A 23637-nucleotide genomic window follows, 5' to 3' on the forward strand; every position below is an offset into this window, starting at 1 on the left:
CTGTCGACCGAGTCTGCCCCGGGAAGCTGCCGCCCCTGTAGCAAACCGGGGAAGTCCCGGGGCAGTTCTGTGGAAGAGCAGTGGGGCCCTTCTCACTAGCGTTGGTGCCAACGCCGAAGCTCCTGCCACGCCCGCCGCAACACCCCATGAGAAGGAGGACCCCATGATGCGACTTCCCCGTCCCGTGCAGCTCCTCCTCCTCGCCGCCCTCGGCGGCATCCTCACCGTCGGGTTCCCCGGCTTCTCCTCCGCCACCTTCACCGCGACCACCCAGTCCAGCGCGACCGTCAAGGCCTCTGTCGACTGGACGCCTCCCACCGTCTCGGTCGTGAGTCCCGGCACCGCGGTAAAGGGCATCACGACCGTCTCGGTCACGGCCACGGACGGCGAGACCGGCATCGCGTCCGTCACCCTCGAGCAGTTCGGTCCCGGTGCGGCCTCGTGGACGACGGTCTGCACCGACACGGTCGCGCCCTACTCGTGCGCCTGGAGCACCAGCGGCCTCGCCGACGGGCAGTACTCGCTCCGCGCGCGTGCGACCGACAACGCGGGCTACGAGTCGATCTCGGACGTCGTGCGCACCACGGTCGCCAACAACATCCTCGTCGTCCTCGCCTCGCCCGGTGACGTGCTCCGCGGGACCGTGGCGTTGGCCACCTCCGTCTACAACGCGCCCGCCACCAACACGGTGAGGGTCGAGTACGCCCCCACCGGCACGACGCGCTGGACGTCGATCTGCACCGGCCTCACCAGTCCCTACACCTGCAGCTGGAACACCACGGCCCTGGCCGCGGGTGACTACGACCTCCGTTCGGTCCTCACGTCGGGCAATGTCACGGCCACCTCGGCCCTCGTCGATGCCGTCACGGTCGACAACACGGCGCCGAGCGTCACCATGGTCGACCCCGGCACGCCCCTGAGCGGCACGCGCAGCTTCACCGCGACCGCCACCGACGTGGACTCCGGCGTCGCCCAGGTCGTCATCCAGCACCTGCGCAGCGGCACCTCGACCTGGCAGCACCTGTGCACCATCTCCACCGAGCCGTGGACCTGCCGCGTCGACACCGCGGTCCTAGCGGACGCGTCCTACTCCTTCCGCGCCGTCGCCACCGACGTCGCCGGCAACCAGGGCACTTCGACCGCCGTGGCCTACCGGGTCGTCGACAACACGATCTCCTCGATCACGGTCGACGTCCCCGCGTCGCTCAACGGCACGGTCACCGTCACGGCGGCGGCCAGCTCGACGGCCGGCGTCACGTCGGTCCGGATCCAGGTCGCCCCGACCGGGACGAGCACCTGGACCGACCTCTGCACCGACACCACCTCGCCCTACGCCTGCAGCTGGGACACCACCACCGTCACCGACGGCCTCTACGACGTCCGCGGCATCCTGCTGGACGGCAAGGGCAGCACACTGATCTCGGCGGTCACCAGTGCGCAGCTCGTCGACAACGCCCCCCTGCGGGGGGCGGACGTGCAGCAGCTCCAACGGCGGGGTGTCGGCCGGTCGGGCCGACACCGGTGACACGGTCACCTTCACGTACACCACGCAGGTGGACCTCACCAAGGTGAGCGCCGGCTGGACCGGAGCGGCCAAGTCCGTCACCGTCCGCCTCCGCGACGGCGCGGTGCTGGGCAGGACGGCCACCGACGACACCCTCGACGCCCTGTCGGGCACCACGCCGGTCAACCTCGGATCCGTGAACCTCCGGCGTGACTACGTCAAGACCGGCAAGACGGCGACGTTCAACGCGACCATGACCGCCGGCACGGTCACGACGAGCACGGGTGTCATCCGTACCACGGTGACGCTGCGGCTCGGCGCCATCGTCACCGGCAACAACACGCTCAGGACGACGAGCACCAATGGCGCCATGGTCTGGACGCCTTCGGCCGCGGCCACCGACCTCCAGGGCCAGGCCTGCTCGACCACCCCGGTCACCGAGACCGGCACCTCCGACAGGGATCTGTGATGCCTCGCCGGCTGACCCGGTCGTCGAGGTGGGCCGCGGTCGCCGCCATGGTCCTCGCCCTGGTGCTGGTGGAGCGCGCTGCCAACGCGGCCTCCACCAGCGTCATGGTCCTTGAGGGCGTCGTCGCGCTCCTCGCAGTGCTCGGTGGCGTCAAGATGTGGGTTCACAACTGCTTCGAGTCGCACCTCGTCGTCGTCCTGGCGGTGGCCGCGACGAGCATCGGGACCCTCCTGAGCCTCACGCTCGGCATGCCGGGCAGTGGCCCCGCGGAGCTGTCCGCGACCCACGTCGTCACCCTCCTGCTCTCGGTGACCGTCGGGCTCCTGCTCGTGCTCGACGGGCGGGAGCGACGTACCGAGCACTGACGACGGTGGAGCCGTATGCTCTCGCCCCATGGGTGTACGGGTTCTGGTCGTCGAGGACGACGACAAGATCGCCGCGCCGCTGGTCCGGACCCTCGATCGCGAGGGCTATGAGGTCGAGCGGGTCGCCGAGGGCCTCCCGGCTCTGCCCCGGCTCTCGTCCGGCGAGATCGACCTGCTGCTTCTCGACCTCGGTCTGCCGGACGTCGACGGGCTCGACGTGTGCCGCCGGGCCCGCGAGGACGGGTTCACCGGCGGCATCATCATCCTCACGGCTCGCGACGGGGAGCTCGACCTCGTCGTCGGCCTCGACGTGGGCGCCGACGACTACCTGTCCAAGCCGTTCGGCCTGTCGGTGCTGCTGGCCCGGGTGCGCGCCCTCGTGCGACGCGGGTCCGGGGCGGTCACGACCGAGCCGGTCGTCGAGGTGCCCGCCGCGCCGGATCTCCCGGGCCTGCGCGTCGACGTCGACGCGCGGCGTATCTGGGTGGGTGACGCCGAGGTGGCGGCCACCTCGAAGGAGTTCGACGTCCTCGCCCTGCTGGACGCGAGTCGGGGCTCGGTCGTCAGCCGGGAGCGTCTCATCAGCGAGGTGTGGGACGAGAACTGGTACGGCTCGACCAAGACCCTCGACGCGACCATCGGTCGGCTCCGACAGAAGCTGGACGACGCGCAGGCCCCGGCCCAGGTCACCACGGTGCGCGGAGTGGGCTTCCGTCTCGAGGACGCCCACGGTGCGTGAGCGGCTCGTCGCGGCTCTGGTCGGCATGACCATCGCGATGGTCGCGCTCTACGGCGTGCCCCGGGCGTACCTGCTGGCCGACCTCGTGACGACGCAGGAGAACCGCAAGATCGAGAGGTCCGCGGACCTGCTGAGCGTCGTGATCGCCGAACGCACCGCGGCCGCCTCCCCAGTGACCTCGGAGTTCCTCGAGGGCCTGCTCAACGAGGGCGAAGGCATCGCGTACGTCGCCCCCGACGACTCGGTCGTGCGTGCCGGTGAGCAGTCCAGCGGCTCCTCCAACGACATCGTGCAGACGCGCAGGCTCGAGGGTGGGGGCTCACTGACGATGACCCGCTCGGGGGCGCTCGTCGACCAGCGTGTCTCGGAGGCGCTGCTGCCGCTGATCCTCATCGGCCTCGCGCTCGTCGTCCTGGCCGCCGGCGTGGGCTTCGTGCTGGCCCGGCGGCTGGCCCGGCCGTTCGGTGAGCTCGCCGAGGCTGCGGACCACCTGGGACAGGCACGCTTCGATGTCGAGCTCCCCCACTACTCGATCCCGGAGGCGGAGGCCATCGGCGTGAGCCTGCGCCGTGCGTCGGCCCAGCTCGACCTCCTCGTCGAGCGCGAGCGCGAGTTCGCGGCCAACGTGTCCCACCAGCTGCGCAGCCCGGTCACGGCCCTGCGGCTGACCCTCGAGGACCTCTCGATGTGGCCCGAGACGCCGCCAACGGTGGCGGCGGAGCTCACCGAGACCATGTCGAAGCTCGACCGGCTCAGCACCGCCGTCACCGAGATCCTCGACCTCTCCCGTGGCCGGCGCCTCGGTGACGCGGTGGACCTCGACCTCTCGGGCCTCGTGGCCGAGGCCGTCGCCCGATGGAGACCGCAGCTCGCTGCGGCTGGTCGCGAGCTCGTCCACGAGCCCACCGAGCCCGTGCTCGCCCACGTCGTGCCCGGGCCGGTGGTCCAGGTCCTCGACGTGCTTCTCGAGAACGCCTGCGCCCACGGGGAGGGCAAGGTCGTGGCAGGCGCCAGGGACCTCGGCAAATTCCTCCACCTGGGTGTCGTCGACGAGGGCGACCGCGCGGTCGGCAACGAGGTGTTCCAGCGTGGGGCCAGCTCGCAGGACAGCACGGGCCACGGCCTCGGCCTGACCATCGCCTCGCAGATCGCCATCTCGCTCGGTGGCTACCTGACCCTCGCCGACGCTCCCACGACCACGTTCGTCCTGGTGCTGCCCGCCCCTGTCGTGACGCAGGCCTGAGCGCACCCCGATCGTCCCGGAAGGCGGCTGATGGCTCGGATCCTGTTGCTGCACTCGGCTCTGGGGCTCCGGCCGGCGGTGCTGGAGTTCGCCGAGCGGCTGCGGGAGCTCGGACACGGGGTCGAGACACCCGACTACTACGAGGGCCACGTCTTCGACGACGAGGCGGCGGGCATCGCCCACCGAGACGCGCACCCCGAGTACTTCGGCTCCGTCCACGCCGCGGCTACCGAGCTGCCAGCCGGGACCGTCTATGCCGGGTTCTCGCTCGGCGCCTGGTTTGCGCAACGCATCGTGGCCCGGCGAGCCGACGCGGGCGCGGCGATCCTGCTGCACTCGGCGGCCCCACCACGGGGTGCCTGGAGCGGAGTGCCCGTCCAGGTGCACCGCCACGCCACGGACCCGTGGATCGACCCGGCCGAGGTCCGAGCCCTCGGTGAGGCGGTGACCGCCAGTGGAGCCGCGTTCGAGGACCACGTGACCCCCGGTCGAGGCCACCTCTTCACCGACCTCGCCGGACCCGATGCAGACGCCGATGCCACCACGCAGACCCTCGTGCGGATCGACGCCTTCCTGCGCTGACGGACCCGGGTCGAGCGTGCTCATCCCCCGTTACTTGAAAATGTGTGCGTAACTCTTTGGTGTGTGACCAATCTGCGTGGTCTCCCGCGCCGAACTGCTCATGCAAGGCGAAGGGAACCGAGCCCTCGGTTCCACCCAACGAAGGAGCGCAACGATGCGATTGACCACGAAGACTGCCTTGGCCCTGCCTGGCACCGCCTTCTTGATCCTGGCTGGTGCCTCAGGCGCCAGCGCGGCCGAGAACTACGACATGAAGCTCACCGACACCATGGGCAACAAGAGCGGGTCCAGCTCGACCGCTCAGCTCACCGTGGACGGCGACAGCCTCAAGATCTCCATCAAGGGCGAGGGCTTCACGCCCAACTCCCCGCACGCCCAGCACTTCCACGGGTCCTTCTCGGACGACAAGAAGTTCACCTGTCCCGACTCGTCCTCCGACAAGGACGGCGACGGCCAGGTCAACACCGAAGAGGGTCTGCCGCAGTACGGCGACATCGTTATCTCGCTGACGACCAAGGGTGACACGAGCCCCAAGAGCGGTCTGGCCATCGACCGGATGCCGACGGCTGACGCCGACGGCAACCTGTCCTACAGCCGTACGTTCGACCTGCCGGCCGGTGCCGGCGCCAAGCTCAAGAACCTGCACGTCGTCCAGCACGGTCTCGACGCCAACGGCAACGACAAGTACGACCTCGAGGCTCTCGGCGAGTCCACCTTCGCCGCGTCGCTCGGGGCGAAGGGCATCCCGGAGGAAGCCACCAACCCGGCGACCTGTGGCACCGTCGTGGGCGCATCGGCCGGCGAGACCCCCGAGGGTGGCGTCGACACCGGTGACGGCTCGACCAACGGCATCGAGGCCGCAGGCACGTTCGGCGTCGCCGGAGCTGCTTTCGCCGCTGCCGGTGGGATGCTGATCTACCGCCGTCGGCTCGCCACGGACCGCGTCTGATCGGCTGCGTCTTCCATGACTGACGACAGAACTGGCCGCAGTCGGCGCCTCACGGCGTCGGCTGCGGCCGTCATGGCCTTCGGCCTGCTGGGCATCGGCGCGACCGGCTATGCCCTGTCGCAGCAGGCTGGCGCCCCGCCCGAGGTGGTCGCTGACCAGTCTGGCCACGTCGGCCACGGTGGCGACCCATCACCAACCACGTCCGCGCCCTCCAGCACGGCCTCACCGTCAGCATCGGCGTCCGGATCGGCTCAGTCGCCGCACGCCGGGCACGGCGGGACGGCACCGGAGGGAGCGGCATACGAGACCCCGAAGGGCAAGCTCCTGGAGCGGTCACGCCCCACGAAGGTCACCCTCCCCGGCATCGGCGCCAGTGCCCCGATCATCGACCTGAAGCTCAAGGCCGACAAGCGGATGGAGGTGCCCGACAACGGCACCGAGGCCGGCTGGTTCACGAGCAGTCCCACCCCCGGCGAGCTCGGGCCGGCGATCATCGCGGCCCACGTGACGCACAAGAGCAAGCCAGCGGTCTTCTTCGAGCTCAGCGGGATGCGCAAGGGCGAGAAGATCGAGGTCGAGCGCGAGGACGGCACGACCGCGACGTTCGCCGTCACGAGCGTGGGGCAGTATCCCAAGGCGAAGTTCCCCTCCGAGCAGGTCTACGGCTCCGTCAACCGGGCCTCCCTGCGCCTCATCACCTGTGGTGGAGTGCTCGACGGCGAGACCGGCAGCCACGTCGACAACGTCGTCGTCTACGCCGACCTGGTCAGCTGAGCGCAACCGTCAGGGCCGAGTGATCTGTCAGCCCGTCCACGCGCGGCTCGTGCGCCAGGTCGCACGCCTCGACGGTGACGTCCGGCGTCACGAACGCGTGGTCGTAGCGGCAACCCACACCTGAGTGGTCCATCCAGGAGACGGCCTCCTCCTCGGGGTGCAGCTTCCGGAAGGCGTCCACGAGCCCGTGCCAGTCGCTCAGCGAGTGGTAGGTCGCGGTCTCCTCGGCGAGCACGTACCTCAGCGGAGCCTCGTGCACCGGGTCGACGACGTTGAGGTCGCCGATGACGATGCCGTTCTCACCCTGCGCGGCCCATTCCTTCACGACAGCGGCGTATGCCGTCAGCCACAGCCGCTTCCGCTCCCGTTGCGTCCTGCTCGAGTAGCGCACCGGGTCGCTCGCCGCGCCATAGGTCGCGAGGATCCGCAACGCGGCATCGCTGAAGTCCGGCTGCCACACGAGGGAGTCAACGCGCCCGGGCAGCAGCGGAGGTGGTGTGGACGAGGCCGGCACCAGGGACCCCACCCGTGCGACCGTCAGCACCCCCAGCTCCGAGCGATCGGTGACGTGCACGTCGAAGCCGGCGGCGCGGCATACCGACTGCAGGAGACCTGAGCCGGGACCAGTGCCTACCTCCGTGAGCACCCAGACGTCCTCCGCGCGCGGCCACAGCCAGTGCAGGATCGACTCGGCTCGCTCCCTGGGCGGGTTCGAGACGTTGAGGGTGAGCAGGGAAGGCACCTCCGCAGTCTTGCCCACTCGAGGCGTCGGGTGGCCAGTGATACTGGGTGCATGCCCGACTACGGCCTCGACCTCCAGTTCGGCATCTTCCCGAGCCCCGATGCCGCCCGCCACCACGACGTCCTCGAGCTCGCGCAGCTGGCGGACGTCGTCGGTCTGGACCACGTGAGCATCCAGGACCACCCCTACCAGGCGGCCCACCTCGACACGTGGACCCTGCTGTCCGCGATCGGTGCCCGGACGAGCCAGATCCGGCTGTCCACCAACCTCGCCAACCTCCCGCTGCGGCCGCCGGTCGTCCTGGCCAAGGCCGCGGCGAGCCTCGACGTCCTCACCGGCGGGCGAGTCGAGCTCGGCCTCGGCGCAGGGGCTTTCTGGGACGGGATCGAGGCGGCCGGGGGAGGTCGCAGGTCGCCCAAGGAGTCGGTCGACGCCCTCGTCGAGGCGATCACCATCCTCCGTGCGTTCTGGGCGGGCGAGCCGGGGCGCCTCGACGGCGAGCACTACTCGAACCGCGGCCTCAAGCCGGGGCCTCGGCCGGCCCACGACATCCCCATCTGGCTCGGCGCCTACAAGCCGCGGATGATCCGACTCACCGGTCAGCTCGCGGACGGCTGGGTCCCGTCGATGGGCTACGCCGACCCGCCGGCCCTGCCCGACCTCAACGCCCGCCTCGACGAGGCGGCGGTTGGGGCGGGTCGCGCTCCCCAGGACATCCGTCGGATCTACAACATCTTCGGCCGGTTCGGCACCGGCTCCGGGATCTTCGGCGGCACCCCGAAGGACTGGGCCGAGCAGCTCACCGACCTCGCCGTGGGCATCGGGATGAGCACCTTCATCGTCGGGGCCGACGACCCCGACTTCGTGCGCCGGTTCGCCGCCGAGGTCGTGCCGCTCACCCGCGAGCTCGTCGCGGCGGAGCGTGAGGGCGGCCCGACGCTCGAGCCCGAGGAGCCGATCACGGATGCGCCGGCGCCGGGCGAGCGCGAGACGGTGGTGGCCCGCGACAGCGCAGGCTTCACCGCGGCCCAGCTGGCCGTCCCGGCACACCTCGTCGAGGTCCACGACTACCTGCGCTCCGAGCTGGCCCAGGTCAGCGACATCGTCAGCCAGGTCCGCGTGGGCCACACGAGCGTGGGTCAGGCGCGCTCGGTCATCAACACGATGACGATGCGCCAGAACAACTGGACCCTCGGCGCCTACTGCGAGTCCTACTGCCGCATCGTCACCGGCCACCACACCAACGAGGACCGCGGGATGTTCCCGCACCTGCTGCGCGCCGACCCGAGCCTCGAGCCGGTCATCACCCGCCTGCACGACGAGCACGAGGTCGTCGCCGCGCTCCTCGACGACCTCGACCGCGCTCTCGTCGCCCTCGTCGCAGACGCCGGCTACGGCTCCGACGGTCAGCGCGCCCTCGACACCCTGTCGGACGCCCTCGACCAGCTCACCGAGTCGCTGCTGGCCCACCTGGCCTATGAGGAGGAGGCGCTCCATGACCCGCTCGCCATCCACGGCTTCGGCTGAGCCGGCCCCGGCCGACGTGCCCGGCATCCCGCTCCACGCCGTGGAGTTCTACCGCGAGCTCGAGCGGTCCAACTCGCGCGAGTGGTGGGCGGCCAACAAGCTCCGGTATGCCGTGAGCGTCCAGGAGCCGATGGCTCACCTGGGCGACGTGCTCACCGACGAGTTCGAGGAGCCGAAGCTCTTCCGTCCCCACCGCGACGTGCGGTTCAGCAAGGACAAGTCGCCGTACAAGAACCACCAGGGACTCTTCGTGCCGACGGCGTCGAGGATGGGTTGGTACGTCCAGGTCGGGGCCGACGGGCTCCGCACGGCTGGCGGCTTCTATGCCTCCGAGTCCGACCAGGTGGCCCGCTACCGCGCGAGCGTCGTCGACGACGTGGCCGGCCAGCAGCTGGTGAGTCTCGTGGATGCGTTGTTGGACAACGGTTTCGACATCGGAGGTGACGTCCTCGCGACGCGGCCACGCGGCATACCGGCAGACCATCCGCGACTCGAGCTGCTCCGTCACCGGACCCTCACGGCGACACGCGACCACGGCACGCCGGACTGGCTCGAGTCCGACGAGGTGGTTGAGCGGGTGCGCGCCGACTGGGCCGCGATGCGGCCGCTGATCGAGTGGTGCGAGCAGTACGTCGGAGCCAGCGAGAAGCCCGGGAGGCGCTGATGGCCCGCAAGGCCCGCAAGGCGCGCGCGAGCGACGTCGACGAGATCGCGGCCGGGCTCCCGGAGACCGAGCTCGGCATCTCGTGGGGCGACCGGCCGACGTGGAAGGTGCGCGGCAAGGGCTTCCTCCTCTACCGGATGCCACACAAGACCGCTGTCGACCCCGTGACCGGCGAGATGTGGGACGACCTGCTCGTCGTCTTCACGGCGGACATGGGCGTCAAGCAGTCGTTGGTCGAGGGCGACAACCCGTTCTTCTCGATCGACCACTTCCGCAACCACCCCGGCGTCCTCGTGCGGCTGTCCAGGCTCGGGGAGGTCGACCGCGACGAGCTCGCCGAGATCATCACCGAGGCCTGGGCCGCGAAGGCTCCCCGCAAACTCGTTCGCGAGCACCTCGGCGACTGACACACTGGCGAGATGAGCGGAGAGGGAACCAAGGAGTCCCCGTGGGAAGCTGAGCACGGCACCCGGGACCTCGGCCTACACGATGTACCGCGACGAGGAAGGCGACCCGCCCGCACTCGTGTGCCAGGTCGGGTCCACGACGCTGAAGTACCACCTCAGCGCCATCGAGGACCTGCACGCCATGCTCAGGCAGCACGGCGACTGGATGGACCTGGGAGCGGCCGACGAGAAGAAGGACGCCAAGGACGGCACCATCGAGGCCTGGGGCCGGGACCCCGGCAACCCGGTCGGTGGCTGGTACGGGCTGCGCAAGGGCTACCGCGGTCGCTTCGGCATGTATCTGCCGCCACTGCTCGAGGAGCTCGGGCTCGTCGAGCTCGAGCACAACGCCCGCAACAACCGCGCCCGCGCCCTGTGAGGCACCGCCGACGCTGACGCGACGCGTCCGGTGTGAGCTCCGCAGCGAATCCGCAGTGACTTCGCAGTGGCCTCGCGCAACCTGCTCCCATGACCACCTCGCAGGGAGCGCCGCACGCCGCCGCCGCAGTCATCAGTCGTCGCAGCCTCGCCCGCCTCGGCCTCGCGGCCGGTGCCGGAGCGGCCACCACGGTGGCGGCGGCGGGCTCGGCCTCCGCGGTGACCTCGACCTTCCGGGTCGGTCACCTCAACATCCTCAGCACGATCTCGCACGCCGACTTCCTGCACGACCTCAACCTCATTGCCGGTCACTGCCACCTGCTCGGGCTCAACGAGGTGCAGTTCCGCCGCGACGAGCTGCGGACCTGGGCCGACAGCAACGGCTGGCACCTCTACATGCCGTCGGGGACGTGGCCCGGCGCCGAGCCACTGCTCGCCCGCAAGTCGATGTTCCGGGCGACGAGCAGCGGCGACCGGGGGTCGACCTTCGTCTGTGACACCGGAGGCAGCGCCGAGCCGCCGCCTCCGCGCTACCTGACCTGGATCAGCTGGGAGCACCTGCCCAGCGGGCGCCACGTCAACCACATCAACAGCCACCTCAACGCGCACATCGACGACAACGGCTCGCCCTACGCCCTGCCGCGCACCGGGGACGCCGAGAAGCACATCCGGATGATCCGCGACCTCGCGGTGAGCCGCTCCGACAACGGGCAGGTCGTCGTCAGTGGTGACTTCAACGTCGACTACCAGGACGACAAGCGGGTGCAGTACTCGCAGTTCCCCTACACGGTGCTCGAGGAGCGCCAGGCGGCCGGCGCGATCCCCGGCCTGCGTTCGGGCTACTCGCAGCTCGGCGTGACGAACCTGCCGACCCTCGGGAGCCGCCGCATCGACTACATCTACGAGTGGGTGCGGGTCCCGTCCAGCCGCCTCATGCAGATGACGAACCACTATGTCGTCGACGGGACGCGGTCCGACCACAACGGGGTGGTGGCTGCCTTCAGCATGACCCACTGAGACCACCCAGCACCCCCCATCAGGGGGAGTCCTCCCCGGCTCCTCCTGATGACAGGCATGCCCATGGTCGATAGCCTCGCCACGTGGCCAACAGTTCACATGGCAGGACAGCGAGTCGGACTGCCCCAGGGGCGCCCGGAGCGGGGCTGTCCGTGTGCGTGCTCGGCCCGGTGCGGCTCGCCCGCCGCGACGAGAACCTGCCGCTCACACCCTCGGAGCGCCTGCTCGTCGCCGCCCTGGTGGTCGCCGAGCGGCGAGTCGTCACGGTCGATGCCCTCGCCGAGTGGATCTGGGCCGGGCGCTCCCACGCCTCACCTCGCAACCGGGTCCAGGCCGTGGTCTCGGGGCTTCGCCGCAAGGTGGCGCCGGACCTGCTCGTGGTCACCCATGAGGCGGGCTACCGCCTCGACGAGGCCGTCTGGACCGACCTCAGCCACCGGGCAGCGCTGACCCGCCGCGCCGCGACGCTCGACCTCACGGACCCCGAGAAGCACGCCCTCCTCCATGAGGCCGAGTCCCTCGCGGTGGGCCCCGCCCTGGAGGGAGTGACCGACAGCCCCGACGTCGAGGCCCGTCGCAGACGCCTCGACGAGGAGAGCCTCGAGATCGCGCTGGAGCGCATGGAGGTGGGCCTCGCCACCGGTCACCTCGACGGGCTCGTCAGCGAGCTGGGGCACCTCAGCGAGTGCCATCCCTTCGACGAGCACGTGCACGCCCTCCTCATGCGGGTGCTCGTGCGGGTGGGGCGCCAGGCGAGCGCCCTCAACATCTATCGAGAGATCCACAGCCGCCTCGACGACGAGCTGGGAGTGCGCCCGGGGCCGATCCTCGCGGCGGCCCACCACGACGTGCTCAGCTTCGACGACACGGTCGCCTCAGTGGCCCCGGGCGCCCCGACCACCCCGGGCTCCCCGAGCTCACCGGGTGCAGCGGATGGCTCTGGTGGCTCGCACCCCACCGCCGGCAGTCCGGGCGGCTCCGGAGACCCCCGTGGTCCAGGCGCGACCCCGGTGTCACCGGCAGGGACAGCCGACCCGGCGTCGGACTCCACGGCACCCCCGCGGCTTCGCCAGGTCCCCGCGCCGCGCACCGTCCCCCGCAGCGTGGCCAACCTCGTCGGGCGGACCCCCGAGCTCGAACGCATCCTTGCCGCGGCGACGGCGACGACGAGTGTCGGACCGGCACCGGTCATCGCCGTCACCGGTCTGGGTGGCATGGGCAAGACGGCGCTCGCGGTCGAGGCGGCCCACCGGCTGCGCGACGACTTCCCCGACGGCACGCTCTACCTCCACCTCGACAGCGAGACCGGCCGGGCAGGGGTCACGAGCGTCCTCTCGCACTTCCTCCAGCTCCTCGGTGTCCCTCCCGACGTCCTGCCCGCCACCCACGACGCACGCGTGGCGATGTATCGCTCGATCCTCGACACCAAGCGCCTGCTCATCGTCCTCGACGACATCGAGGCCGGCATCGACGTGAGCGACCTCCTCCCTGCCCGGGCTCCCTCAGCGGCCATCCTCACGAGCAGGGCGACGCTGACCGAGTGCGAACCCACGGTCCGCATCGTCGTGAGCGCCCTCTCTCCCGGTGAGAGCGAGACCCTCCTCGGTGGGCTCGTCGGTGACGGGCGCGTGGGCGGTGAGGCCGACGGGCTGAGGGAGCTCGCCCGGGCATGCCTCGGCCTCCCACTGCTGCTGCGGATCACGGCCCAGCGCGTGGTCTCGCGCCCGGACCTGTCCCTACGCCGGGCGGCCTCGTCCCTGGCCAAGGAGATCGGCGGACATCCCGCCAGCGAGCCGTCCGACCGGGCGGTCTATGCCGGGCTCGGCCTCGCCGAGGCGCCGCTCAGCGACGGCGCCCGTGCCCTCCTCGCCAGCTTCGCCGCCCTCCCGTTCCGAGCCGCCAGCCGATGGTTGTTGTCCTCGCTCGTCGGACCGGACGCCGATGGTGACGCTGCCCTCGACGAGCTGCACGCGGCATACCTGCTCGAGACGGAGTCCCGTGAGGGACTCTCCACGCAGTTCGTCCTCCACGACCTCGTCCGCCTGTATGCCGTCCAGTCCGAGGAGCTGCCCGACGTCGCCGATGCTCTGGGCCAGGTCGCGAAGACCCTGCTCGTGACTGCCCTCCCCCACGCGCAGGGGTACCCGGTGCAGTTCCTGCCGCTCCCGGCGTGCCCCGAGGGCGGCAGGCCGGCCCGTGGCGCGAGCGGCGTCGACCCGCACGAGGCGCTCGAGTTCTTCCGCACCGAGCAGGACACCTTCGTCCTCTGCGCGCGTGAGGTGGCCGCGACCGACCCGGCGACGGCGTGGCGGCTGCTCGCGCTGCTGGCGCAGCACGCGCTGAACGGACTCGAGCTCGACCACTGGTTCGCCGTCGCCGCGACGGTCCGGGCCCAGCTCGACCCGGACCTTCAGGACGACCGCCGGGGCATCGCGCACCTCGACCTGGCCGAGGCGCACCTCCGTCACGAGACCGCGCACTCGCGCCTGGCCGCGACCCTCGCCACCCGAGCGCGGCGGACGATGCTGCTCGACGGGGACCTTGCCGGTGCGATCGTCGCTGCCGTCATCCTCGGACGTGCCCACCGCGCCAACGGCGAGCGAGTGGCCGCCGAGGAGGCGTTGGAGTGGTCGACGCGTGCCGGCCACGACCAGGTCGACCCCGTCGTGCGCGCCTACGTCGCACTGGCGTGGGGCAGTCTCCTCGACGACTACGACGTGCTCGACACGGCGCGCGAGCGCCTGCTCGAGGCCACCCGGTTGTTCGAGGGCATCGACGACTGGTCGGGCTCGGCGACGGCGCAGTTCGCCCTGGCGAGGGTGCATCGGCGGTTGCGGGACTACGCCCCGGGCCTGCCGCTCTGCGACTCGGCGACCGAGCTCTTCGTGCGCCTCGGCGACGTCAACGGGGTGACGGCCGTGCTCGACACCCGGGCCGACATCCTCGTGCAGATGGGCGAGCCCCACCAGGCGCTGCCGGCGGCCGAGCAGGCCGTCGAGCAGGCGGCAGTGCGCCACGACGACTTCATGCTTCACCGCGCCCAACGCACCCTCGGCCGGGTGCAGGCCGCGCTCGGGCGCCTCTCCGAGAGCGAGTCCATGCTGCGCGACAGCATCGCCGGGTTCGAGCGGCTCGACCGGCCCCTCAGCCGTGCCGCCAGCCTGCGCGACCTCGGTCGCGTCCTCCATCTGCAGGGCAGGGTGCCGCAGGCGATCGACGTCTTCGTCGCCGAGCGTGACGCCCTCGTGCGCGCCGGACTGACCGACAACACCGAGCTCGACGCGATCATCGCCCATCTCTGTGCCGCCCAGGGCTCGCTCCGGCCGTCCGGCGACCACGGCGTGGCATGACCACAGTCGATCCGCAGCGAGTTCGCAGTGCTGGCTGGTCTGCTCGTCTGCACCAGGCCCGCAGGGGTGCAAGGCAACCGGAGAGGACACAGCTCGTGGATCAGGCGCAGACCGTGAGGTCACAGGGTTCGAAGGCACGGGGTTCGAAGGCACGGGGTTCGAGAGCTCGGCACCGAGGGGTGGCGGCGGTCGTGGCCACCCTGACGGCAGCCGTCAGCGTCGGCCTCACCAGCGGCCCCGCTGCCGGCGCGCCCACGGCGGTGACCGCTCTGCCGGTCGTCGACCACGAGCGGCTCGTGCTCGCCGCCCAGCTCGACCCCAGCAAACCCGACCGCGGCCTCACCTCCGGCGCCGAAGCGTCGGTCAAGACCATCAAGGCGGCCCTGCGAGCCAAGGGCTTCCTCGCTGCCACTGACACCGATGGCCACTTCGGCCGGGCCACGATGGACGCCTGGCGCGCCTGGGAGAACCGGGTCCACGCCTCCCCGAACGCGTGGTCCACCAACGGTCTGCCGAGCCTCTACGAGCTGAACGAGCTGGCGCCCAACCGCTTCACCCTCACGAACAAGGTCGACCAGGGGTCGTGGGTCGTCGAGGTCCAGGCGGACGCCCCGGCGGACTTCCGCAACCAGGACATCAACGAGCGCACCCGGGCGATGTTCCGCAAGGCCGAGCAGCTCAGCGGCAGCAACATGACCATCAGCCAGGGCCGTGGTGGCGCCAGCGAGTCGGTGGGCACGCACCTCGGCGGTGGAGTCATCGACATCCGGGTCAACGACGCGCCGGCCCAGACGAGTGCCCGGCTTGCTGCCCTGCGCGAGGTGGGCTTCGCCGCGTGGTTCCGCAACTGGTCCGGGAACGAGCACATCCACGCCATCGCGGTCGGCGACCCTTGGGTCGCCTACGGCGCGCACCGCAGCCTGTGCCAGATCTACCAGTTCCGCTTCGGCGGTGAGGGTGGCTCCTGCAGCGACAGCACCGCGGGCACCGACCGGCCACTCGTCTGGTGGGAGCAGTACCAGCGTTCCCTCTGACCCCGCCGGCGAGGCGGTTTGTCCGGGGGTGCGCTCAGCTGCTCCTTCGTCGCACAGGCACACCCCCGGACAGACCCGCCTCGCCAAGCGCTCGGTTGCTCCTTCGTCGCACAGGCACACCCCCGGACAGACCCGCCTCGCCAAGCGTGGGCGCCGGTGTCACTCGCGGGAGGTGTGGCCCATGAAGTGCTTGTCCGGGAGGGTGGGCCCGTCGGCGTCCCAGGTGTAGGTCCGGCGGTTGATCTCGTCGCCTGCGACATTGCCCTCGACGCTGGTCACGACGTTGGTCGTCGCGTTGACGGCGGTGACCACGCCGACGTGCCCCGTCGAGGTGCCGTTGTCCGCTCCCGGTGCGCCTGCTCCGTTCTGCCACACCAGGACGTCCCCGGGCTGGGGGAGGCGACTCTGGGCGAACCGGTGGTAGGGCGTCTTGGCCTCGGTGCGCCAGGCCTGCGAACGCATGTAGTACGTGGGGATCCGCGGGAAGGCACTGGTGGAGGGCGTGTTCTCGCCGGTCCACGTCCGGGCGACGAGGTAGCCGCACCAGTCCAGCCCGTTGAAGTCGTTGAGGACGTTGCTGTTGGTGTTGCTGCCGTCCCAGGACAGCAGGTTGCGGGTGGCGCCGGGCTGGGTGCTCAGCCGGATCGTGCCGGCAGCGTCCTCGTACCTGAGGTCGGCCGTGAGCAGGCTGTTGGCCCGGTCGACGGTCTGCTGACGCAGCGTCGACAGGGCGGCGGTGGTGGCGACGGAGGCGGTCACATTGCTGGAGACGGTCGCGGCGGTCCCGGCCTGCGCCGCCGGGACGGCGGCCGTGACGAGGCCTGCGGCCGTGGCCAGCATCGCGAACGAGGTGATGGTGCGTGGTGTCATGGGTCCCTCCAGGTCGGTGGACCGGTGTGGCCCGTGCCCACACGGTGACGCGTGCCACTGCGATTCCGCTGCGAATCGACCTCGCACCACGCAGGTTTGGAGCCGGCCTCAGGAAGGAGGCGCTCCGATCGACGTGCGGACCGAGAAGAGCTCGGGGAAGAAGGTGAGCTCGAGGGCCCGCTGCAGGAAGCCGACACCGCTCGAGCCGCCGGTCCCCGTCTTCATCCCGATGACCCGCTGGACGGTCTTGAGGTGCCGGAAGCGCCACAGCTGGAAGTTGTCCTCGAGGTCGACGAGCTCCTCGCAGGCCTCGTAGATGTCCCAGTGGTTCTCGGCGTCCTCGTAGATCCCGGTGAGCACCTGCACGAGGCCGTCGTTCGGGACGTGAGCGATGCTCACGTCCCGGTCAAGGATCTCCTGCGGCACGGCATACCCACGTCGTGCGAGGTATCTCAGGAACTCGTCGTAGATGCTCGGCGCCTCGAGGAGCTCCTCGAGGATCGCGTATGCCGCGGGGTCGGCCTCGTGGACCTTGAGCATCCCGCGGTGCTTGTTGCCGAGCATGAACTCGACCGCGCGGTACTGCCAGGACTGGAAGCCCGACGCGTGCCCGAGGTAACCGCGGAACTGGCTGTACTCGGTCGGGGTGAGCGTCGCGAGGACGGACCACTGGTCGGTGAGGGTGCGCTGGATGTGCTTGACCCGGGCGATCCGCTTCAGCGCCACGCGCATCTCGTCCCGGGCGAGCAGCTCGGCGGCGGAACGCAGCTCGTGGAGGACGAGCTTGAGCCAGAGCTCCGTCGTCTGGTGCTGGATGATGAAGAGGAGCTCGTCGTGGTGCTCGGGGTCGCTCACCGGGTGCTGGGCGCTGAGCAGCTCGTCGATCGCGAGATAGGAGCCGTAGTTCATCTCGCGGGCGAAGTCGGTGTGGATGCCCGCCTCGATGGGCCGGGTGTTGTCCTTCGACGTCTCGCTCATGGGCCAACCATATGGCGCACGCCGACGGACCCGGACGCCCCGGAGACGTAGCAAGGGGACCGGGCGTGCGAGTGCGGCCGGCTCGCGACCTATGGTTTGGCGGTGACTCGTCTCGCCAGCCCGGACCGTCCGCTCAGCGCACTGTGGGAGCGGCACCGCCGCTACCGGGGCCGGCTGGCGGCCGCCGTGACGATGTCCACGGTCAACAAGGTCGCCGACGTCGTGCCGGAGCTGCTCATCGGGGCAGCCGTGGACGTCGTCGTGCGCGGGACCGACTCCTACGTCGGCACCCTGCTCGGCGTCGAGTCGCGCTACACCCAGCTGGGGTGGCTGGCCGCGATCAACGTCGTCGTCTGGGTCATCGAGTCGCTCTCGCAGTACGTCGCCGACGTGCTCTGGCGCGGCCTGGCCCAGGGGATTGAGCACGACCTGCGTGTCGAGGCCTACGACCACGCGCAGCACCTCGACATGTCGTGGCACGAGGGGCGGGCGAGCGGCACGACGCTGGCGACGCTCAACGACGACGTCAACCAGCTCGAGCGGTTCCTCGACGTCGGGGCACCCGCGATCCTGCAGACCGCCCTCAACGTCGTCCTCGTCGGCGCCGTCTTCGCGGCCGCCAGCGGGCAGCTCTTCGTCCTCGCGTTCCTGCCCATCCCGCTGGTCATCGCCGGGTCACTGGTCTTCCAACGCCGCCTGGAGCCGCTCTACGCCCGGGTGCGCGAGACGGTGGGCGACCTCTCCGGTGCCCTGAGCGCCAACCTCGCCGGCATCGCCACCATCAAGGCGTTCACCGCGGAGTCGCGCGAGCGGGACCGGATCGCGGTTCTCTCCACGGCATACCGACAGGCCAACGTCGACGCGATCAGGTCCAGCGCGGCGTTCGTCCCCCTCGTCCGGATGGCGATCCTCGCCGGCTTCACCTGCACGCTGCTCTTCGGTGGTTGGGCCACGCTGCGGGGCGACCTGGAGGTCGGGGCCTACTCCGTGCTCGTGTTCATGACCCAGCGACTGCTGTGGCCGCTCACCGAGGTGGCGACGGTGCTCGACCTCTACCAGCGAGGGCGGGCCTCGGCGGGCCGGATCCTGCGGCTGCTCGACGAACCGGTCACCGTCCCGGCGGGTGCCGGCGTGCTCCAGCGTCCGGTCCGGGGCGCCGTGGAGCTGAGGGGCGTGCGAGCCGGCTACGGGGAAGGGCCTGAGATCCTCCACGGGATCGACATGGTCATCCCTGCGGGCGAGACCCACGCGATCGTCGGTGCGACCGGGTCGGGCAAGTCCACGCTGCTGCGCCTCGTGCTGCGCTTCGACGACCCACGTCACGGAGCGGTCGTCCTCGACGGGCGGGACGTGCGCGAGCTCGACTGGGACTCCTTGCGCGGGTCGATGGGATACGTCGCGCAGGACGTCTACATCTTCTCGGGGTCGGTCGCCGACAACATCGCCTACGGGCGTCCCGACGCGAGCCGCGAGGAGATCCGCGAGGCGGCGGTGGCGGCCGCTGCCGTGGACTTCATCGAGGCCCTGCCCCAGGGGTTCGACTCACACCTCGGCGAGCGCGGCGTCAACCTGTCGGGCGGCCAGCGGCAGCGGGTGGCGTTGGCCCGGGCCCTGCTGCGCGACCCGGCCGTGCTCGTCCTCGACGAGGCGACGAGCGCGGTCGACAACGAGACCGAGGCCGCCATCCAGGCATCCCTGCGCCGCGCAACCCTCGACCGCACCGCGATCGTCGTGGCCCACCGGCTCTCGACGGTCCGGCACGCGCACCGCATCTGGGTGCTCGACGCCGGTTCGGTGGCCGAGGCCGGCACCCACGACGAGCTGCTGGGTGCCGAGGGCATCTATGCGTCGCTATGGAAGGTGCAGACCGGCGAGCTCTGAGCAGGCCCAGCTGCTGACGCGCCCACACCCGGCGTGCCGCGCATGTGCTGGACTGCAGGGCATGGAGCACACCGCAGTCGTCCTCGTCGCCCACGGCACCCGCGACGCACGCGGAGCCGAGACGGTGCGTCGGCTCGCGGCGCGGGTGGCCGAGGCCCTGCCCGCCACGGAGGTGGCCCTCGCCTATGTCGACGTGCAGACGCCTCTTGTGGGTGAGGTGCTCGACGACGTCATGAGCCGGCACTCCTCGGTCGTCGTCGTGCCACTCCTGCTCAGCCGTGGCTTCCACGTCGACGTCGACATCGCCGACGCGGTGGCGGCACATCCCGGCTCCGTCGCCGTGGCGCAGCTCGGCCCCGACCCGTTGCTGGCGTTCCTGATGGTCGAGCGCCTGAAGGCTCATGGGGTGGCGCCGGGGGCACACGTCGTCCTGGCCGCGGCCGGCTCGAGTCGCGCCGTGGCGGCCGACGACGTGGAGAGCGCTGCCGACCAGCTCGCTCAGGAGTGGGACGGGCCCGTCACGGTGGCATATGCCGCAGGCACCGAGCCGTCCGTGCCCGATGCCGTGGCTGCTGCCCGGGCTGCCGGCGCGCCCACCGTGGCCGTGACTGCCTACCTCCTGGCCGAGGGCTTCTTCCACGACCGCCTCGCCGACGCCGGCGCCGATGTCGTGACCGCGCCGCTCGGTGACGACGACGCCGTCCTCGCCGTCATCCTCAGCCGCCTCGCCTGACTGTCCCCAACCGTCCAACTGGGTGGGTTCGGGACAGTGCCGCTCCCGCTCCCGCTACGTGATGTGGCGGTGCCAGGACTCGGTCCGGTATGCCGTGACCCACCCGAGCGAGACATAGAGGCCGTCCGCGCCGGTCGGGGAGTCGTCGTCGACCTCCAGCCCGACGCGGTTGTTGCCGCGCTCGGCAGCATCGCGAATCACGGTGTGCAGCAGCGCCTTTGCGACACCTCGACCGCGGGCGAGGCGGTGCACGCCGATGTAGTCGACATAGGTCCCGAAGGTTCCCGAGGCATCGGGCGGGACGACCGTCGCGACCAGCGCGCCACCGGGCACCATCTCGCCGTCGACCTCCACCTCGGCGATCCACCAGTGGTCCCAGCGGTGTCCCGGGTCCTCGCGCAGTCGCGACAGGAACTCGGGGAAGGACTCGCGATAGCTGTTGAAGTGGTCGGCGAACGACTCCTCGAGCATGCGGTGCACGGTCTGGAGGTCGGCCGCGACGGGCAGGCCGGTGTCGTGCTTGGCGACCTGACGGATCGTCACGCCCTCCCGTGGCCCGGGGAGCGCGCCGTCCTCGGCCTCCGTGGCCAGCACCGGTCGTGACATCTGCAACCACGTCCGTGTGTGGCGATAGCCGGCAGCGGCGAGCCACCGACGCTGCCGTGCGTCGTCGGCGTAGGCCCCGGAGTCGAGCTGGGTCCCGTCGAGGTCGCGCCCGGCAGCGATGACGCGCCCGGCCTCCTCGGCCCACGCGAACAGGGCCGCGGCGAGAGCATCGGCGTCACTTTCGTCGAGGTCGTCGACGGCCACCGTCACCTCGACCAGGGTGCGGCCCCCGGCCCGGTCGTGGATCGTCGCCCAGCCGAGGACCGTGCCCTCGGCGTCCGTGACCAGCGACTGGTGCCGCGTCCACGACCCCTTGCCGGCGACGTTGCTCTCGACGACGTCGGAGTCGACCGACGCCGAACCCTTGGCCCTCTGCTGGTGTGCCTCGGTCAGGGCAACGAGGGCGGCCACGTCGTCACGCGCGGGAACGCGCGCAACCCAGCCGGCCGGCATACCCGTCAGATCTGGCAGTCCGGACTGTGCCGGCGGAATCTCCGCCTGCGACAGGCGATCTGGCGTCGGTGCGGTCATGCGACGGGTCCGCCGGACCGGACCACTGCGACCAGGTCGGCGATCGAGTCGACCACGGCCGTGGGCCGGTACGGGAACAACTCGACGTCCGCGGGGCGGGTGGAGCCGGTGAGCACCAGCACGGTGCGCAGCCCGGCCTCGAGCCCCGAGACCACGTCGGTGTCCATGCGGTCACCGACCATGACGGTCGACTCGGAGTGCGCGTCGAGCCGGTTGAGGGCACTGCGCATCATGAGCGGGTTGGGCTTGCCGACGTAGTAGGGCTGCCGGCCCGTGGCCGCCGAGATGAGCGCCGCCACCGACCCGGTCGCCGGGAGGATGCCCTCTGGTGACGGCCCGCTCACGTCGGGGTTCGTCGCGATGAAGCGAGCACCCTTGTCGATGAGCCGGATGGCCTGGGTGATCTGCTCGAACGAGTAGGTCCGCGTCTCACCGAGGACGACGTAGTCGGGCTTGCGGCTGGTGAGGATGTAGCCCACGTCGTGCAGGGCCGTGGTCATGCCGGCCTCACCGACGACGTAGGCCGTGCCTCCCGGTCGCTGGTCGGCGAGGAACTGTGCCGTCGCCATGGCCGAGGTCCAGATCGACTCCTCGGGGACGTCGATGCCACTGGCGAGGAGGCGGGCTCGCAGGTCGCGAGCGGTGTAGATCGAGTTGTTCGTGAGGACGAGGAAGGGTCGCTGGGCCGCCTTGAGGGCCTCGATGAAGTCGGATGCGCCGGGGATGGCGTGCTCCTCGTGGACGAGGACACCGTCCATGTCGGTGAGCCAGGTCTGGATGTCGTGCGGCTCGGTCATCGCGGCGCCTCTGTCATGAGCCCATTGTCACGCCTACGGTGGAGACATGGCGGACGCAACGACACACCGGACCGAATCCGACACGATGGGCTCGATCGAGGTGCCCGCCGATGCCTACTGGGGCGCCCAGACCCAGCGCAGCATCGAGAACTTCGACATCGGGCGCGACACCTTTGTGTGGGGCCGGCCGATGATCCGGGCCCTCGGCATCCTCAAGAAGGCTGCGGCACAGGCCAATGGTGAGCTGGGTAGCTGCCCACCGACGTGGCCGAGCTCATCGAGCGGGCTGCTGACGACGTCATCAAGGGCGCGCTCGACGCCCAGTTCCCGCTCGTCGTCTTCCAGACCGGCTCAGGCACGCAGTCCAACATGAACGCCAACGAGGTCGTGTCGAACCGGGCCATCGAGCTCGCCGGCGGAGTGCGCGGCTCGAAGTCACCCGTCCACCCCAACGACCACGTCAACCGCGGGCAGTCCAGCAACGACACCTTCCCGACCGCCATGCACATCGCCGTCGTCCTCGAGGTCGTCGAACGTCTCGAGCCAGGCGTCGCGGAGCTGCGCGGAGTCCTCGCGGACAAGGCCACTGCATACGAAGGCGTCGTCATGGTGGGGCGCACCCACCTGCAGGACGCGACGCCGGTGACCCTGGGGCAGGTCTTCGGCGGTTGGGTCGCGCAGCTCGACGATGCCATGAAGGCCTTGGCGTATGCCGTGGAGTCCACTCGCGCTCTGGCGATCGGTGGCACCGCGGTCGGGACCGGCCTCAACGCCCACCCGCGCTTCGGGGCACTGGCCGCCAAGAAGATCGCCACCGAGACCGGGCAGCCGTTCCGTCAGGCGCCTGACCTCTTCGCGGCCCTGTCGGCGCACGACGCGCTCGTCGGCGTGAGTGCGGGGCTGCGGACCCTCGGTGGCGTCCTCATGAAGCTCGCGAACGACGTGCGCTGGTATGCCTCCGGCCCACGGAACGGGTTGGGGGAGCTGCGGATCCCCGAGAACGAGCCCGGGTCCTCGATCATGCCGGGCAAGGTCAACCCCACCCAGGCGGAGGCGCTGACGATGGTGGCGACGCGCGTCTTCGGCAACGACGCGACGGTGGCGTTCGCCGGCTCGCAGGGCAACTTCCAGCTCAACGTCTACAAGCCGGTCATGGCGCACGCGGTGCTCGAGTCGATCCGCCTCCTCGCCGACGGCTGCCGGTCGTTCACGGCGCACTGCGCCCGCGGGATCGAGCCCGACACCGAGCGGATCGAGGCCAACCTCGCGAGCAACCTCATGCTCGTGACGGCCCTCAACCGGCACATCGGCTACGACAAGGCCGCGGCCATCGCCAAGCACGCACACCGCGAGGGCCTGTCGTTGCGCGACGCGGCGCTCGCCTCCGGCGAGGTCACGGGTGAGCAGTTCGACGAGTGGGTCGTCCCGGAGGACATGACCCACCCCTGAGTGCGGGGT

The 23637-nt window shown here is 70.7% G+C and carries 22 protein-coding genes and 1 pseudogene; 18 read left to right on the forward strand and 5 right to left on the reverse strand.

Annotation, left to right across the window (positions count from 1 at the left end):
* Positions 1-163: 163 nt before the first annotated feature.
* From ACZZ98_RS09420 to ACZZ98_RS09455, 8 genes are all read left to right on the forward strand, one after another.
* Positions 164-1525: an Ig-like domain-containing protein gene (locus ACZZ98_RS09420; RefSeq protein ID WP_463515989.1), complete on the forward strand. Its 1362-nt coding sequence runs from the start codon at positions 164-166 to the stop codon at positions 1523-1525.
* A 28-nt stretch (positions 1526-1553) separates the two neighbouring features.
* Positions 1554-1973: a hypothetical protein gene (locus ACZZ98_RS09425; RefSeq protein WP_463515990.1), complete on the forward strand. Its 420-nt coding sequence runs from the start codon at positions 1554-1556 to the stop codon at positions 1971-1973.
* Positions 1973-2338 carry a hypothetical protein gene (locus ACZZ98_RS09430; RefSeq protein ID WP_463515991.1) on the forward strand — a complete coding sequence of 122 codons (366 nt, stop codon included), beginning with the start codon at positions 1973-1975 and terminating at the stop codon, positions 2336-2338. The genes ACZZ98_RS09425 and ACZZ98_RS09430 overlap by 1 nt, the downstream gene beginning before the upstream one ends.
* Positions 2339-2366: 28 nt before the next feature.
* Complete coding sequence (locus ACZZ98_RS09435) at positions 2367-3077, forward strand: response regulator transcription factor (RefSeq protein WP_463515992.1); 711 nt, start codon at positions 2367-2369, stop codon at positions 3075-3077.
* Positions 3070-4320 (forward strand): HAMP domain-containing sensor histidine kinase, encoded by a 1251-nt coding sequence (locus ACZZ98_RS09440; protein ID WP_463515993.1) that lies wholly within the window; start codon positions 3070-3072, stop codon positions 4318-4320. The genes ACZZ98_RS09435 and ACZZ98_RS09440 overlap by 8 nt, the downstream gene beginning before the upstream one ends.
* Before the next feature lie 30 nt (positions 4321-4350).
* On the forward strand, positions 4351-4902 hold the full coding sequence (locus ACZZ98_RS09445) for a dienelactone hydrolase family protein (RefSeq protein WP_463515994.1): 552 nt from the start codon (positions 4351-4353) through the stop codon (positions 4900-4902).
* A gap of 154 nt (positions 4903-5056) precedes the next feature.
* Positions 5057-5851 (forward strand): hypothetical protein, encoded by a 795-nt coding sequence (locus ACZZ98_RS09450; protein ID WP_463515995.1) that lies wholly within the window; start codon positions 5057-5059, stop codon positions 5849-5851.
* A gap of 15 nt (positions 5852-5866) precedes the next feature.
* Positions 5867-6625, forward strand: coding sequence for a class F sortase (locus ACZZ98_RS09455; protein ID WP_463515996.1), 759 nt, complete (start codon positions 5867-5869; stop codon positions 6623-6625).
* On the opposite strand, the gene ACZZ98_RS09460 is transcribed toward ACZZ98_RS09455, so the two are convergent.
* Positions 6618-7367, reverse strand: a complete 750-nt coding sequence (locus ACZZ98_RS09460) for an exonuclease/endonuclease/phosphatase family protein (protein WP_463515997.1) — start codon at positions 7365-7367, stop codon at positions 6618-6620. The genes ACZZ98_RS09455 and ACZZ98_RS09460 overlap by 8 nt on opposite strands.
* Before the next feature lie 51 nt (positions 7368-7418).
* Between ACZZ98_RS09460 and ACZZ98_RS09465 the strand changes: the two genes are divergently transcribed.
* The 7 genes from ACZZ98_RS09465 (at position 7419) to ACZZ98_RS09495 (ending at position 15783) form a co-directional block, all read left to right on the forward strand.
* Positions 7419-8894 (forward strand): LLM class flavin-dependent oxidoreductase, encoded by a 1476-nt coding sequence (locus ACZZ98_RS09465; RefSeq protein WP_463515998.1) that lies wholly within the window; start codon positions 7419-7421, stop codon positions 8892-8894.
* Positions 8863-9558 carry a DUF2461 domain-containing protein gene (locus ACZZ98_RS09470; protein ID WP_463516000.1) on the forward strand — a complete coding sequence of 232 codons (696 nt, stop codon included), beginning with the start codon at positions 8863-8865 and terminating at the stop codon, positions 9556-9558. The genes ACZZ98_RS09465 and ACZZ98_RS09470 overlap by 32 nt, the downstream gene beginning before the upstream one ends.
* The gene (locus ACZZ98_RS09475) at positions 9558-9965 is read left to right on the forward strand and encodes an MmcQ/YjbR family DNA-binding protein (protein WP_463516001.1); all 408 of its coding nucleotides are present in this window, start codon (positions 9558-9560) and stop codon (positions 9963-9965) included. Before ACZZ98_RS09470 ends, ACZZ98_RS09475 begins: the two co-directional genes overlap by 1 nt.
* Before the next feature lie 82 nt (positions 9966-10047).
* A complete protein-coding gene (locus ACZZ98_RS09480) occupies positions 10048-10383 on the forward strand; it encodes a DUF6855 family protein (protein WP_463516002.1) in 336 nt (111 codons plus the stop codon).
* A gap of 89 nt (positions 10384-10472) precedes the next feature.
* Entirely contained in the window at positions 10473-11399 is a 927-nt protein-coding gene (locus ACZZ98_RS09485; RefSeq protein ID WP_463516003.1) for an exonuclease/endonuclease/phosphatase family protein, read from the forward strand.
* A gap of 152 nt (positions 11400-11551) precedes the next feature.
* Positions 11552-14749, forward strand: coding sequence for an AfsR/SARP family transcriptional regulator (locus ACZZ98_RS09490; RefSeq protein ID WP_463516004.1), 3198 nt, complete (start codon positions 11552-11554; stop codon positions 14747-14749).
* 191 nt (positions 14750-14940) lie between these two features.
* Complete coding sequence (locus tag ACZZ98_RS09495; protein WP_463516005.1) at positions 14941-15783, forward strand: hypothetical protein; 843 nt, start codon at positions 14941-14943, stop codon at positions 15781-15783.
* 159 nt (positions 15784-15942) lie between these two features.
* On the opposite strand, the gene ACZZ98_RS09500 is transcribed toward ACZZ98_RS09495, so the two are convergent.
* Together ACZZ98_RS09500 and kynA are read right to left on the reverse strand one after the other, a co-directional pair.
* A complete protein-coding gene (locus ACZZ98_RS09500; RefSeq protein ID WP_463516006.1) occupies positions 15943-16653 on the reverse strand; it encodes a CHAP domain-containing protein in 711 nt (236 codons plus the stop codon).
* Positions 16654-16761: 108 nt separating this feature from the next.
* Positions 16762-17631, reverse strand: coding sequence for a tryptophan 2,3-dioxygenase (kynA, locus tag ACZZ98_RS09505; RefSeq protein WP_463516007.1), 870 nt, complete (start codon positions 17629-17631; stop codon positions 16762-16764).
* A gap of 102 nt (positions 17632-17733) precedes the next feature.
* Between kynA and ACZZ98_RS09510 the strand changes: the two genes are divergently transcribed.
* Positions 17734-19512 (forward strand): ABC transporter ATP-binding protein, encoded by a 1779-nt coding sequence (locus ACZZ98_RS09510; protein ID WP_463516008.1) that lies wholly within the window; start codon positions 17734-17736, stop codon positions 19510-19512.
* A 61-nt stretch (positions 19513-19573) separates the two neighbouring features.
* Positions 19574-20245, forward strand: coding sequence for a sirohydrochlorin chelatase (locus tag ACZZ98_RS09515; protein ID WP_463516009.1), 672 nt, complete (start codon positions 19574-19576; stop codon positions 20243-20245).
* Between the two features lie 54 nt (positions 20246-20299).
* Here the strand turns inward: ACZZ98_RS09515 and ACZZ98_RS09520 are convergent, their stop codons facing one another.
* Positions 20300-21382: a GNAT family N-acetyltransferase gene (locus ACZZ98_RS09520; protein ID WP_463516010.1), complete on the reverse strand. Its 1083-nt coding sequence runs from the start codon at positions 21380-21382 to the stop codon at positions 20300-20302.
* On the reverse strand, positions 21379-22179 hold the full coding sequence (locus ACZZ98_RS09525) for an HAD-IIA family hydrolase (RefSeq protein ID WP_463516011.1): 801 nt from the start codon (positions 22177-22179) through the stop codon (positions 21379-21381). Before ACZZ98_RS09525 ends, ACZZ98_RS09520 begins: the two co-directional genes overlap by 4 nt.
* A 46-nt stretch (positions 22180-22225) precedes the next feature.
* Between ACZZ98_RS09525 and fumC the strand changes: the two are divergent.
* Positions 22226-23628 (forward strand): annotated as a pseudogene (gene fumC, locus ACZZ98_RS09530) (class II fumarate hydratase).
* Positions 23629-23637: the final 9 nt, after the last annotated feature.

It is taken from the genome of Knoellia sp. AC549 (assembly GCF_979258975.1).